The 13,450-nt window shown below is 71.1% G+C and carries 11 protein-coding genes; 7 read left to right on the top strand and 4 right to left on the bottom strand.

Annotated features, from left to right (window positions below; genetic code table 11):
- Positions 1–84: 84 nt before the first annotated feature.
- On the bottom strand, positions 85–2,805 hold the full coding sequence (locus HCK04_RS24365; protein ID WP_142649711.1) for an arabinofuranosidase catalytic domain-containing protein: 2,721 nt from the start codon (positions 2,803–2,805) through the stop codon (positions 85–87).
- A 421-nt stretch (positions 2,806–3,226) separates the two neighbouring features.
- Positions 3,227–3,943, bottom strand: a complete 717-nt coding sequence (locus HCK04_RS24360) for a haloacid dehalogenase type II (protein WP_142649710.1) — start codon at positions 3,941–3,943, stop codon at positions 3,227–3,229.
- Positions 3,944–4,201: 258 nt separating this feature from the next.
- Between HCK04_RS24360 and HCK04_RS24355 the strand changes: the two genes are divergently transcribed.
- Positions 4,202–4,561: a hypothetical protein gene (locus HCK04_RS24355; RefSeq protein ID WP_142649709.1), complete on the top strand. Its 360-nt coding sequence runs from the start codon at positions 4,202–4,204 to the stop codon at positions 4,559–4,561.
- Here the strand turns inward: HCK04_RS24355 and HCK04_RS24350 are convergent.
- Positions 4,548–5,525 carry an aminoglycoside phosphotransferase family protein gene (locus HCK04_RS24350; protein WP_142649742.1) on the bottom strand — a complete coding sequence of 326 codons (978 nt, stop codon included), beginning with the start codon at positions 5,523–5,525 and terminating at the stop codon, positions 4,548–4,550. The two genes, HCK04_RS24355 and HCK04_RS24350, sit on opposite strands and share 14 nt — an antisense overlap.
- A gap of 354 nt (positions 5,526–5,879) precedes the next feature.
- Between HCK04_RS24350 and HCK04_RS24345 the strand changes: the two genes are divergently transcribed.
- The 3 genes from HCK04_RS24345 to HCK04_RS24335 all read left to right on the top strand — a co-directional run bounded on the left by HCK04_RS24345 (position 5,880) and on the right by HCK04_RS24335 (position 9,314).
- Positions 5,880–7,232: a family 43 glycosylhydrolase gene (locus HCK04_RS24345; RefSeq protein WP_142649708.1), complete on the top strand. Its 1,353-nt coding sequence runs from the start codon at positions 5,880–5,882 to the stop codon at positions 7,230–7,232.
- Between the two features lie 17 nt (positions 7,233–7,249).
- Positions 7,250–7,483 (top strand): hypothetical protein, encoded by a 234-nt coding sequence (locus tag HCK04_RS24340; RefSeq protein WP_142649707.1) that lies wholly within the window; start codon positions 7,250–7,252, stop codon positions 7,481–7,483.
- Between the two features lie 172 nt (positions 7,484–7,655).
- On the top strand, positions 7,656–9,314 hold the full coding sequence (locus tag HCK04_RS24335) for a TIGR03767 family metallophosphoesterase (protein ID WP_142649706.1): 1,659 nt from the start codon (positions 7,656–7,658) through the stop codon (positions 9,312–9,314).
- 45 nt (positions 9,315–9,359) lie between these two features.
- Here the strand turns inward: HCK04_RS24335 and HCK04_RS24330 are convergent, their stop codons facing one another.
- The gene (locus HCK04_RS24330) at positions 9,360–11,558 is read right to left on the bottom strand and encodes a glycoside hydrolase family 3 C-terminal domain-containing protein (protein WP_142649705.1); all 2,199 of its coding nucleotides are present in this window, start codon (positions 11,556–11,558) and stop codon (positions 9,360–9,362) included.
- A gap of 110 nt (positions 11,559–11,668) precedes the next feature.
- Between HCK04_RS24330 and HCK04_RS24325 the strand changes: the two genes are divergently transcribed.
- The 3 genes from HCK04_RS24325 to HCK04_RS24315 all read left to right on the top strand — a co-directional run bounded on the left by HCK04_RS24325 (position 11,669) and on the right by HCK04_RS24315 (position 13,440).
- Positions 11,669–12,244 carry a TetR/AcrR family transcriptional regulator gene (locus tag HCK04_RS24325; protein ID WP_142649704.1) on the top strand — a complete coding sequence of 192 codons (576 nt, stop codon included), beginning with the start codon at positions 11,669–11,671 and terminating at the stop codon, positions 12,242–12,244.
- 235 nt (positions 12,245–12,479) lie between these two features.
- Entirely contained in the window at positions 12,480–13,229 is a 750-nt protein-coding gene (locus HCK04_RS24320; RefSeq protein WP_142620033.1) for a GntR family transcriptional regulator, read from the top strand.
- Positions 13,213–13,440, top strand: coding sequence for a 4Fe-4S dicluster domain-containing protein (locus HCK04_RS24315; protein WP_079312946.1), 228 nt, complete (start codon positions 13,213–13,215; stop codon positions 13,438–13,440). Before HCK04_RS24320 ends, HCK04_RS24315 begins: the two co-directional genes overlap by 17 nt.
- Positions 13,441–13,450: the final 10 nt, after the last annotated feature.

Here is a 13,450-nt window from a genome sequence, read left to right as displayed (position 1 = left end):
TCGAGAAGACACGCCCGCCGCGCCGGACTCCTGTGGTGCCCGCGGGAAACCGCGGGCACCACAGGAGGCGAGGGACCGATCGGGCTACCTGGAGTTGGGCCCGCCCGGTGTGGGCGCGTTGGACGTGACGAAGTCGTGGCAGAGGCTGTCGGCGTCGGTGCCGTCGGGCCAGCGGGCGTTGCTCCGGCCCGCGCCGGCGGCCGCGCCGGGCACAACGGCGATGCAGCCGCCCTGGCCCTGGTCGGCCTCCATGACGGCGAGTTCGGGGGTGGCGATGGTTCCGTTGCCGCTCGAACTGCTCTGCTGAGAGCCGTAGACGACGGCGTCGACGACCACGCCGCCTCGTTCGTCGAGGAGCGCGATGGAACCGGCGCTGGTGGACAGGGCGCTCCCGAACCACTGGTCAGGTGCCGGGGTTCCCTGGTAGCCCGCCGTCGTGACCAGGGGGTTGACCACGGCCGCGCCGATCGGGTGGGCCTTGAGCGGCTTGTCGAGCGTGAGACCGCCGCCCAGCGCCTGCACCGGCTCGCCGCTCGTGTGCGGGTGACGGGTCGGCGGCGAGAAGCTGATCCCGGTGCCGGGGTCGGACACGTCGACGCCCGACGCGTGGGCAAGCCGCAACGGCGCGGCCAGGTCGACGCCCGTGCCGTTCGCGCCGGTGGTGCCGACGTTCGCGACCGTGACGGTCTCCTTGCTCTCGCCGGTGTCCACCGTCAGGGTGTCGCCGACGGTCATGTTGGCGTCGGCCGCGACCTTGATGTTGGTCGCGCCCTCGGCGGCGTCGGCCGACAGGGTCGTCTGTGTGGCCGCCTTGCCGACCGCGGTGACCGTGGCAGGCTCGTAGTCGTCGCCCGAACCGATGCCGATCCTGTCCCCGACGGTGAAACCGGTCGCGTTCGTGACGGGCACGTTGGTCGAGTGGGCGGGGACCGTGATCCACGGCCCGGTGGAGACGGGAACGAACAGAGTCGTCGCCGGGCTGGCGGCCGTCCCGACCGACTGGATCGTGCGGGTCTCCCGCTCGCGCCCGGTGTCGATGTCGATCTGCTGGCCGGCCGCGAAGCCGGTCGTGCTCCTCAGGTTGATCGTGGTGTCCTTGTGGTCCGCGGGGGCCGCCAGCCCGGAGCCGGCGAGGCCGAGCAGGTAGTAGGCGCCGCTCGCGAGCCGCGTCCCGGCAGGGATCTTGGCCAGCGTGGTGCCGGGCGAGCCGCTCGGGGTGGTGGTCAGGGTCCAGCCGGAGATGTCGACGTCGTTCGCGGAGGGGTTGTAGAGCTCCACGAACTGGTCGGTCGCGTTGCTGCTCGTACGGAACCGGACCTCATTGATCTTGATGGGGAGGGCGTTGCGTACGGCTTGCGCGCTTTCCGTGGACTGGCGGCCCTTCACCGGGCCTGCGGGGTTCGTCCACTCGGCCCTGCCGGTCAGGTAGCCGGCGCCGGTCCTGTCCGCGGAGGTGACCGTGAAGGTCGCGCTCACGGTCTCACCCGGTGCGACCGACGGGAACGTCGCCGACTTGTCGCGGGTGTCCTTGACCGAGGCGGTCCATCCCCCGGGGGCGGACAGGCTCAGCTTGACGCCCACCGCGGCGGAGCCCGTGGTGTTCGTGAACGTCTCGGTGACGTCCTGCGCGGAGCGCGGGGTGAACGTGGTGGCCCGCGACAGCGCCAGACGTGTCACGTCATACTTGGCGGCCACGATGTTGGCCTGCACCGCGTCGGTGGTGGCCTCCGACGGGTAGCCCTTCGTCATCACTCCCTCGTAGAAGGTGCCCGACGAACCGTTGCCGTTGTCGCCGCCGGTGCCGAGGAGGACGGCGCCCTTCTTGTGCATGGGGTAGTAGTTGCTGTTGGTCAGCGAGCCGGGACGGATCCCGCTGTAGAAGGTCGTCAGAGGGCCGTCCTGGGCGTTGCCGCCGCGCAGATCCCACTGGTTCCCGCCGCCGCCGTCGACGACCGCGGTGACGAATCGCCAGGAGTCGATGGTCGGATCCGCCGGGTTCTGCTTCGCGTTGTACCCGGAGAACAGGCCCGCCTCCATGTCGGCCATGATCCACGGGCCGGGGCCGCTGCCGCTGCCCCAGGCGGTGGCGGTGCCGAAGTACGTGGTCTCCATGGTGCCGGTGCCCACGGCGCGGCTGTTCGTCGAGGAGTTGCCGTAGTCGAAGCAGCAGCCGCTGTCATAGTGGGTGCCGTCGATGACGTAGTAGATGCCCTCCGGCTCGTCGCCCTTCGCGAGGCCGGTGGCGTTGTTGTTGCGGTACCCCATGCCCGGCATGATGTACACGCCGTAGGCCTTGTGGCCGCCGATCGTGATCGGCGCCATGTCCGCGATCGCGAGGGTGTCGTAGCCGCCGGCGGCCGGGCCCCGGAACGTGCCGGGCGGAGCCTGGTAGAGGTCGTTGCCGGTGCCGGACTGGTCGTAAATCTTGGTGATCACGCAGACCACGTCATGGCAGAACGCGTCCTGGGCGGCCGCGTCGGCGTATCCGCCGGAGTCCGGGGAGGGGTGGGCGGCGGGGCGGACGACGCCGATATCCCTGGTCGCGTTGTCCGAGGTGCGCATGACCTGGTAGAGCGGGCCGTTGTAGGACGAGTACAGCGCGCGCGTGGTGCTGTGGGCGGCGACGCAGGGCGTGCCGCCGGCGGCGTAGATGTCACAGGGGCCCTGCGGCCGGCCCGGGGCGGCGGGCGGCGCCGCATGCGCCTGCGGCGTCACCGCGAGCGCGCCGCCGATCAGCGCCAGTGCGGTCGCCGTACGACCGGCCAGGGTTCTCAGGCGTCCGCGTTCGATGGGGGGTCTGAACATGTCGGATCAACTCCTCCATGCGTCTCGCTCGACTGAGCCGACGTGCGGGGGCGTGGCCTGCCGATGTCCGGTTACGCGACCGCGGACACCGTCGCGCGGGCATGGACGATCCCGCGCCGGACGTCTCGGTCGGCACTCGGCAGGTCTCCGCTGACCGCGCTCTGTTAGCGCTAACAAAAGCGATCGCGTCAACGGGTTCGTCAATGGAGAGGGAGTCGGGAGCGGGGTCGACCTTGATCAACTGCCCACACTATGGCATCGGCCACAGGTAACGTCAAGGTTACGTACGCAATAACGGGCCGGTCCTTTCCGGGCGGCCCGGGTCTCGACCTGCGATGTCCGGGGCCGCCATGCGTGCCGCGGTGATCCCGCAGTGATCCCGGCGTGATCCCGGCATCATCCCGGCGCGCGGAACTCGCCGTCAGCGCCGGAACCGGATGAGCTGATCGGCCAGGCCGGGCAGGTCCGGCGCGACCAGGTTCGGCCTCGGCAGCGACTCGACGGGCAGCGGGGCGTGCCCCGGCCGGGTGATCAGTCCGGCGGTGTAGCCGCAGCTCTGCGCGCCCATCGTGTCCCACAGATGCGCGGCGACCAGGAAGCACGAGGCCGGGGGAACCCGCAGAGACTGCGTGACCAGGTGATAGGCCCGGGGTGCCGGTTTGAAGGCGCGAACCGTGTCGACGCTGAACTGCCGCTCGAAGTGGTGCGCGAGACCGGCGTGCTCCAGCGGGCTCCGGCCGTCGGCGTCGAAGGGCGAGTTCGTGAGCGTCACCAGGCGAAAACCGGCGTCCGCGAGCCGGGTCAGGCCGGCTTCCACGTCGGGATGGGGTGGCATGGCCAGCATGGCCCGCCTGATCTGCTCGATGTCGGCGTCGGTGACCGTCACCCCGTGGATGTCGCCGAGCATTCTGAGCAACCCCTGTCCCAGCGTGAAGAACTGCTCGTAGAGGCCGGCCGCGGTGATGGCCATCGAATACAGGAAAAGGTGGCCGAGCCATTCGCGCATCACCCGGGCGTCGCCGAATACGCGTTGGAAAAGCGGGTTCATCGACTCGAAGTCGATCAGCGTCTCGTTGACGTCGAACACCAGGATCGACGGCTCGCCGGCGGGGATCGCGGGCACGGCGTCGTCGTTCATCGGTGCGGCCCCCTTCCGCGTGAGCCCAACCATTATCGCGCCTGGACACGGCGTCACCGCAGGTCGGCCCCACTCTCCGCGCGCACTGGTCCGCCGCGTATCTGGTCCGCCGCACACCTGGTCCGCCGCACACCTGGTCCGCCGTGGAGCCGGCCATCCCGGCCGACGACGGCCGAGCCGCGGATATGACGGGTGTCATGGTCAGGACGCGACGTGCGGCACTGATCGCCGCACCGGCCGATCCGTACCGTAAAGGTCATGACGAACACGACATCATCGCAGCGTACGGACTGGCACGTCTCCCTCATCGGCGGCCTGAAGCGAAGGGGCGCGGAGCGGATGCCCGCGGACACGGTCGTCATCACGCCCGTCGGGGGAGCCGACCTCGACCTGCGCGACGCACGGATCGAGGAGGTCACCTCGGTGACGAAGATCTCGCTTCTGGGCGGCGTGCGCCTGCGGGTGCCCGCCGACGTCACGGTGGAGGTCGAGGGCTTCAGCCTGATCGGCGGCCGCTCGGTGGAGCCGGGACCCCCGGACACGCCGGACGCCTCCGGCCGTGTCGTCCGCGTCCGCAACTACAGCGTCATCGGCGGTGTCGACATCACCCGCGGCTGAGCCTCGTCCGAGTCAGCGGGGCCGCCGTCCGCCCTGATGCGGTCCCCCTGATGCGGTCCCCATGATGCGGTCCCCATGATGCGGTCCCCATGATGCGATCCAGGGTGCGGCGGCCCATCCGGCTCATGGCCGGGTTGGTCTCCAGGTAGTACCAGACGAGTCCCATCGCCTGTGCGAAGGCCCACGCCTTGCCCCGCTCCCACTCGACGTCGTCGCACCCCAGGTCGAGACGGAGCACTTCGCGCGGCCCGGCCTCCAGCAGATGCCAGGCGCTCACGAGATCGAGGGCGGGATCGGCCGGCCCGAACCCGCCGCCGTCGAGAATCCCGGCAAGCCGGCCGGCGGACACGAGCACGTTGCCGGGGATGAGATCACCGTGGTTCATCACGTCGGCCGCTTCGCGCGGCAGGCTGCGGAACGCGTCCCACATGCGGCGCAGCCGGGGAACGTCCAGCAGTCCCTCGCTTCGCCCGAAGCAGGTCTCCATCCACGCGTCGTGGGCCTTGAGGTCGCCTCCCCGGCCGTTGCCGGAGAACGTACGGCCCCGCGTGCCGACCGCGCGCAGGTCGGTGATGAGATCGGCGAGGTCGTGGGCGAACGCGACCGACTCGCCCGGGTCCTCGTCGGTCGCCACGGTGCCGGGCAGCCATGTCTGCACCGACCACGGAAGCGGATATCCCGCACCCGGCTCGCCGAGCGCGACCGGCTCGGGGGTGGGGAAGCGGGTGGCGCCCGCCAGTTCACGGGCCGCCTCCGCTTCGGACTCCAGCCAACGGCGCGTCTCGTCGACCGGCCCCGGCTGCAGGGGGAAGCGGGCGGCGAGGTGGTCGCCGATCCGGAAGATGGCGTTGACCGTTCCGTGGGAGGCGACGCCCGTGACGGGCAGGCCCCGCCACTGCGGGAACTGCTCGGCTATCAAGGCGCGCACGGTCTCCGGTGTCACCGTCAGCTGGCCGGCATGCATCTTCACGCCGGTGAGGGTTCCGCGTTCGGGTCGTCTCCCGCAACCGGTTTTCGGCCCCCGCGAGACGGCGTCGCGAAATCACGGAGAACGATTCTCCGATTGCGGGCTTTCCGTTTTTCCGGCTGCTTCTTTTTCCGCGCTTCGCCGCGCGGAAAAGCGAATTCGATTGCGGTGGTCGCGGTCTCGGCGCCGTCTCGGTCCTCGTTCACGGCGGCTGGAGGTCTCGGCGCGACGCCAGGCCGACCGGTGCGCCGAGAACCTTTTTGTCGTCTGTTCACTGTCGAAATGAGTCTTACTACCGTGTCCTCCCGGCAGGGCGCCCGCGCCCTTCGTGGAAAAGGAGGACCCTTACCGATGACTGGTGCCGAGAACGGGTTTCATGTGGGCCGGCGGTCCGTGCTGGCCGGTGTCGCGGGCCTGCTGGGAGCGGCGGCGCTGCCCGCGGCCGCCGCGCACGCGGACCCGAAGGAACTGCCGCACGGGGGCGGGCCGAAGGGGCGTTACCCGTCGAACTGGCCCGAGCCCACGCCGTACGGCCTGGCGGACACGCGGGCGGACCTGTGGCCGCGCGACGACAACTCCTTCATCCTCCCGCTGGAGCTGCGCCCCCGCGACGAGGAGCTCGGCCGGGTCTGGATGCGGGACACCTACGTCAACTGCTTCGACGTCGGCGGTCGTCCGGTCTACGTCGCCACCGGCACCACCCGGGTGCCCGGGCTGGCGGCGGCGGGCCCGTGGAACGACGGCATCTTCGTGTGGACGGCCACGTCGCTGCACGGGCCGTGGAAGCTGGCCGACACCACCGGCATCCGGCCGGACGCCGAGAAGGGCAAGGTATGGTCGCCCGAGTTCGTCGGCGAGAACCGGCCCGGGCGCACGGTCGTCGCTCCCTGGCAGGAATATTGGTATGACGACCAGTTCGGCAAGCGCGGCAACGCGTGGGCGCCCGAGGTGCACTACTTCCGCGGGAAGTGGTACATCGTCGCGTGCATGGGCGACCACTCCCAGAAGGTCGGCTCGTTCATGCTCGTGAGCGAAGGCGGGGTGGAGGGTCCTTACCGGCTCATCCAGGGCAACTACGACAAGCCCTTCGGGGACTCCTTCATCGGCGGGCCTGCCTTCATCAAGCCCGGCGCCTACCACCACATTGACGGCGGCATGTTCAGCGAGGGCGACGAGGCGTGGCTCGTGCTGCACAACAACCTGTACGCGAAGTTCCGGGATGACATGGAGGACATCATCCCGACGACGAACCTGCCGCAGTTCCAGCAGACGCCCTACGCGCCCGAGCCCTATCTCGAAGGCGCGTACGTGTTCAAGTACGGCGGCAAGTACTACCTCGTCCACGCCGCGTGGGACCGGTCGTCGGCCGGCCCCGACGGCGGCACGCGCTACGCCTACGACACGGCGGCCGCCGGCCGCGTGCAGTACCAGTACGACGCGATCGTCGCCGTCGCCGACAGGTTCGAGGGGCCCTACTCCAAGCGGTGGACCCTGGGCGTCGGCGCCGGCCACAACAACATCTTCGCGGACCGCAGCGGCCAGTTGTGGGCGACGTTCTTCCGCAACCCCAACGCCGGCTACTGGGCCGACCCGTCGCGCATCGACGAGGCCGCCGTGCCGGGCGTCGTACGGCTGGAGTGGACCGGCCCCGAGGGCGACCGTCTGTACGTCGCCCGCCGCAACCCCGGGCACAGCAAGGACTGATCACCCCCCGCGCCGTCGTGGCCGGCCTGCTCACCGTGACCGGAGACGGCGGCGTGACAGGAGCCCGGCACAGGCGGCGCACCTCGCACTCGATGATCGGCGCGGTGGGGGAGGGCCCGATGTTGACGGCGGCCGGCCGCACCTGCGCCGTGCCCGCCCTGGACGAGGTGGTCTTCAACGTGATCCCGCTCTGCGGCAGCGAAACGACCTGCCCGGCGGCGACGGTCATGGCCTCGCTCACACACTTCTGAACGGCGGGAAAGCGGCGGGCTTCCGGTCCGCTGCCGTCAGGCGTCCGGCTCGCGTACGGCTATTTCTCGGCCGCATATGGCTGGACGGCGTTTCGGTCGTGTTAGCGCGGCAGTCATTCCGGCTGTCGACCATTCCCGGTGGACGTTCGCCTCGCCGCCACCGGGGAGCATCATGGATCCCGCCCTCAGCCGCCGTGCCTTCCTCCTCACCTCCGGAATGACCGCCTCCGGGGTCGCGCTGGACATCGCGCTTTCCTCCGTCCCGGCCGCCTCCTCGGCCGTGACACCGTCGACGGCCGCGCTCATGACGACGGTCCACACCGTCGCGCGACCGCGCGGCGCCAGTGGGTATCGCCGGCTGTCCGACGGCCCCGGCTGGCGGCGGGTGACCCGCACCGAACTGGCCGCGGCCAAGAAGGACAGGGCCGATCGCCGCACGGTGCTCGCCTGCTTCGTCCAGTTCACCGACCTGCACATCACCGACGTGCAGAGCCCGCAGCGCTACGAGTTCCTGCGCGCCGCCGACATGGGCTCCTGGCGCCCGCAGGAGGCGCTGACCGCCGTCGGAGCCGTCTCGCTGATCGAGCAGGTCAACGCCCTGCGGTACGGCCCGGCCACCCGGGCGCCGATCGGCTTCGTCATGACCACCGGCGACAACACCGACAACAACTCCCGGATCGAGCTGGAGTGGTTCCTCACCGCCATGAGCGGCGGGCGCTTCACTCCTGACACCGGCGACCCGGGCGCGTACGAGGGTGTGCAGGGCTCCGGCCTGGGCCTCTACTGGCAGCCCGAGTCAGGCGTACGCGACATCGACAAGCGGGCGGGGTTCCCGCGGCTGGAGGGCTTCCTGGAGGCGGCCGTCCGCGAGGTGAGCAGCCCCGGCCTGGCCATGCCGTGGTATTCCACCATCGGCAACCACGACCAGCTCTTCGGCGGCGCCTTCTCCTCGGCCGGCGGCTTCTTCGCCGACCTGGCCACCGGCTCGCGCAAGCTGTTCGACCTGCCCGCCTCCGAGGCGGGCGCCGTCTATCGGGCGCTGCGCCACGGCGACCCCACGGGGGCCCGGTTCCGTGCCGCGTGGCAGCACTACCGGCGCAGGGCCCGCACGGTCACCGCCGACGAGCGCCGCGCCCCCGTGAGCCCGCACGCGTACATCGCCGCTCATCTCGACCCGGCGTACGCGGGGCCGGGACCGGCCGGCCACGGCTACACCCGGGACAATCTCGACAGCGGCCGCCTCGACTACGCCTTCCGGATCGCCGACGGGGTCGTCGGCATCAGCCTGGACACCACCGACCGCGGCGGCGACTACCGCGGATCGGTCGGCACCCGGCAGCTCGCCTGGCTGGAGCGGACGTTGAAGACCCACGCCGACGACATAGGGTTGATCTTCAGTCACCACCCGAGCTGGGCCATGACCAACCTCGTGCCCGATCCCGCCCGGCCGGACGAGAAGCGCCACGGCGGGCAGGAGCTGCTGGCGGTGCTGCGCAAGCACCGCAACGTGGCCGCGTGGATCAACGGTCACTCCCATCTGAACAGGATCGTCCCGCATGACGGCTTCTGGGAGATCTCCACCGCCTCACACGTCGACTATCCGCAGCTGGCGCGGGTGGTCGAGCTGGCCGACAACCACGACGGCACGCTGTCGCTGTTCACCACGCTGGTGGAGTCGGCCGCGCCGCACCGCACCGACTTCACCGACCTGTCCCAGAGCGGCCTGGCCGCGCTCTATCGGGAGCTCTCGTTCAACTCGCCGGGCCTGCGGAGCGGGCTGGCGGGCCTGCCGGGTGACCGCAACACCGAGCTTCTGGTGAAGAAGCGCTGACGGCACGCGAGTGGTGAACAGCGCTGCGATCACCCGGCATGGCCGTCACAGCGTGACGGTCGAGACGGCGGCGCCGGGGTCGCCCGCGTAGGAGGCCGCCTCGATCACGGCCGTCGGGGCGGCCGGGACGAAGCCGCTGGGCGTCCACCTCAGCAGCGGCCGGGTCGATGCGGGCACGGTGACCCGGGCCGACGCGCCGGCCGGGAGCTCGACGGTGGCGAAACCGAGCAGCACCCGGGTGGGGAAGTCGTCGGCGGTCGCGTCGATCCCGGTGGGCCGCCCGTAGAGCTGCACGACGTGGCGGCCCGCGCGCGAGCCGGTGTTGGTCACGGTCACGGTGCCCGTGAGGGAGTCGCCGCCGGACGCGCTGACGGCGAGGTCGGTGAGGGCGAAGCTGGTGTAGGACAGCCCGAACCCGAGCGGGAAGGCCGGCGCGTGGCCGTCCCGGTCCAGCAGCCGCTGGCCGAACCACTTGTCGTACGTGATGGCGGTGGCGTCGCGGTCGAAGTGCGGCAGGTGCTCCTCGGTGACCGGGATCGAGTACGGCAGCCGCCCGGCGGCGTCGACGTCGCCGAGCAGCACGTCGGTCAGGGCCCGGCCGCCCTCGCAGCCGGAATACCAGGAGACCAGCACGGCCGGCACGGCGTCGCGCCACTCCTCGGTGATGACGGCCCCGGCAGTGACGATCACCACGACGGTGCGCGGGTTGGCCGCCGCCACGGCCCGGATGATCTCGGCGTCGACGGGCCGGAGCCGCAGGCTCGCGCGGTCGCCGCCCGCGCTTCCCCCGCTGATGGAGTCGACCGCGCCGGGTTCGGCCATGAAGGCAGCGAACGACTGTCCCGCCGGGTCGTCGCCGGGAGGCGGGAACAACGCCAGCAGCTCGGGATCGGTCAGCACGTCGCCGCCTACCCACTCGCCCTCGTCGGCGGCCGTGTATCCGGCGACGACGACGGCGACGTCGGCCTGCCCGGCAGCGGCGGCGGCAGCGGCCGGGTCGTCGTCGGCGACATGGGTGATCCGCACCCCGGGGAGCGCCTCGGTCAGCCCCCGCAGCGCGGTGATCACCTCCGGGGCGCGTACGTCGGAGGAGCCGTTGTCGCCGGTGTTGGGCATGTCCGCCAGGCGCCCGACGACCGCCAGGGAGGCGAGGGCGTCCCGCCGCAGGGGGAGCACGGGCGCATCGCCGACCGGGTCGTTCTTGAGCAGCACCATGCCGCGGGCGGCGACCTCGCGTGCCAGCGCGCGGTGCTCGGGGCTGAACACCACGTCGAGCGAGGGCTCGGGCTCGGCGAGGGAGGCGTAGTGGCGCACCTGGGTGCGCAGGACGCGGCGGGCCGCCCGGTCGACGTCGTCCCAGCGCGCCCGGCCCGCCTCCAGGTCGGCGGGCAGGTGCTCGCCGCGCTGCTGGCGGAAGGGCTCCTCCACGTCCAGACCGGCGCGCAGCGAGGCGGCGGCGTCGCGCAGGCCCCAGATGAAGTCGGAGACGGTGACGCCCTCGAAGCCCCACATGCCGCGGAGCACGCCCTCCATCAGGTGCTCGTTCTGCCCGGCCCACTCGCCGTTGACCGAGTTGTAGGCGGTCATGACGCCCGACACGCCCTCTTCCACGATCCTGCGGAAGTGCGCCAGGTAGACCTCGTGCAGGGCCGCCTCGTCGGCGGTGACGTCCACCTTGAAGCGGGCGTTCTCCATGCTGTTGAGCGCGTAGTGCTTGACGACGGCCATGGCGTTGCGCTGCACCCCCCGGGTCAGCGCCGCGCCGAACTCGCCGAGCAGGACGGGGTCCTCGCCGTACGTCTCCTGGGCCCGGCCCCAGGCGGGGTGGCGGGGCAGGTTGACGCACACGCCGCCGAAGAAGTTGGCGCCCTGGGCGCGCAGCTCGCGCCCGATGACGGTGCCGACGCGCTCCTCCAGCGCCACGTCCCAGGTCGCGCCGCGGGCCATGGAGACCGGGAACGCGGTCGACTTGCCCATCACGACGCCGCGCGGGCCGTCGGAGAACAGCAGGCCGGGGATGCCCAGCCGCTCGATCCGGCCCATCGGGATGGGGGTGAGGTTGTATCCGTTGGTCAGCATGTCGGCCATGCCCGGCCAGAACGGCAGGTCCCCGTCCAGCAGCCACAGGCGTTCTTCCCGGGTCAGCTGCGACAGCAGCTCGTCGACCGCCTCGTCCAAGGGGCGGCCGTCGCGCACTGCGGCGACGGCGGCGGAGAAGGGGGTCGGAGAAGAGGGCGTCGACATGCGCACACAACTCTCTGAACAGGCGCGACAGCGCTATCTACCAAACGGTAGATAACCTAGGCTGGTATCGTGATCGAAATCAACCCCCGCCTCCGAGGAGCCTGGACGGCATGACCCCCTCGCCGGGACGGCGCCGGCTGCCGCTCGCCGAACGCCGAGAGGAGATCCTCAAGGCGGCCACCGAGCTGATCGCGGCCTCCGGGTTCAAGGGCGTGACCCTTGAGGCGTTCGCCGCGGCCTGCGGCATGACCAAGGCGGGGCTGCTGCACCACTTCCGCTCGCGCGAGGAACTGCTCATCGCGGTGCTCGAACGCCGGGACACGCTCGACCTCACCACCGTGGCCGGGGCACTGGAACCGGCGCCCGACGCGGCCACCGCCCGTGCCGTCATGTCGGGATTCGTCCGGCGCAACCTCGCTCAGCGCTCGCTCGTGCAGCTCTACACAGTGCTGTCGGCCGAGGCGCTGGACCCCGCGCACCCCGCGCACGCCTATTTCCGTACGCGGCTCCGCGAGGGCCGGGCCATGCTGGAGCGCTACCTGCTGGCCTGGCATCCCCATCCGGAGGCGGCCGCCGTGGACCTGCTCGCCTTCCTCGACGGGCTGCAGCTCAACTGGCTGCGTGACGACGGCATCGACTTCCTCGCCCAGTGGGAGGCGTTCGCCGACCGCTTCTTCGCCGTCTGAGGTCGCCGTCCGAGGTCGCCGTCCGAGGTCGCCGTCCGAGGTCGCCGTCCGAGGTCGCCGTCCGAGGTCGCCGTCCGAGGGCGCTGCCCGGGCCGCCGTCCGAGGTCGCCTGCGGGTGGCGGTTGTCGGCCCCATCGCCGGAAAATCGCAGATCAGCGACGTTTGCCGACCCTCCTGAGTGGCGTAATCCCGCCGTTATCCAGATATTCCTACCTGGAGAGTAGCCTTTGGCTCCATGGAGTTGGCGGACGCGAGACGGCGTCGGGCGGACAGGGCCCGCCAGGTCGCCGACCTGCTGCGGCGGGAGGTCGTGCACGGCGGTTTCGGCGGTGGTCACCTGCCGCTGGAGTCGGCCCTCGCACGGGAGTTCGGGACCTCGCGCAACACGATCAGGGACGCCCTCGACCTGCTGCGTGACGAGGGCCTCATCGAGCGGTGCCCGGGAGTCGGCACCACGGTGGCCGCGGAGAAGTACCCCCACGGCCTGCACCGGCTGCTCGGCCTCGCCGAGACCCTCAGGGAGCACGGCGAGGTCACCAACGAGGTCCGCGCGATGGGGCTGATCCCGCCCCCCGCCGCCGTACGCGGGCGGCTCGGCCTGCCGCCCGGCGAGTCCGTCGTCTACGTGGAGCGGCTGCGCAGGCTCAACGGGCTGCCGCTCTCGCTCGACCTGACCTACCTCGTCCGCGAGGTGGGGGAGCCGCTCTTCGACGCCGATCTCGTGCACAACGACGTGTTCGTGCTGCTGGAACGCATCGCGGGTCAGCCGCTCGGCGTGGCGGAGCTGACGATCGAGGCCGTGAACGCCGACCCCCACACCGCGGCCGTGCTCGACGCGCCGCGCGGCGCGGCGCTGCTGATGGTCGAGCGCCTCACCCACCTGTCCGACGGCCGCCCGGTCGACCTGGAGTTCGTCAGGTTCCGCGGCGACCGCCTCACCATGCGTGGCCATCTCTGGAGGAACACCGATGACCCTGGTCAATAGCCGCGTCGACGTGCCCGTCACGATCGACGAGTCGCTGTGCATCGAGGGCTGCACGTTGTGCGTGGACGTGTGCCCGCTCGACTCGCTGGCCATCCACGAGGTCAGCGGCAAGGCGTACATGCACGTGGACGAGTGCTGGTATTGCGGCCCCTGCGCCGACCGGTGCCCCGCGGACGCGGTCACGGTGAACATCCCCTACCTGCTTCGATAGAAGGACACCC

This window comes from Microbispora sp. CL1-1 (assembly GCF_012034195.1).
Taxonomy (GTDB): Bacteria; Actinomycetota; Actinomycetes; order Streptosporangiales; family Streptosporangiaceae; genus Microbispora.
The sequence above is the reverse complement of the archived record's forward strand: the minus strand, read 5'-3'. Positions and strand labels throughout refer to the sequence as shown.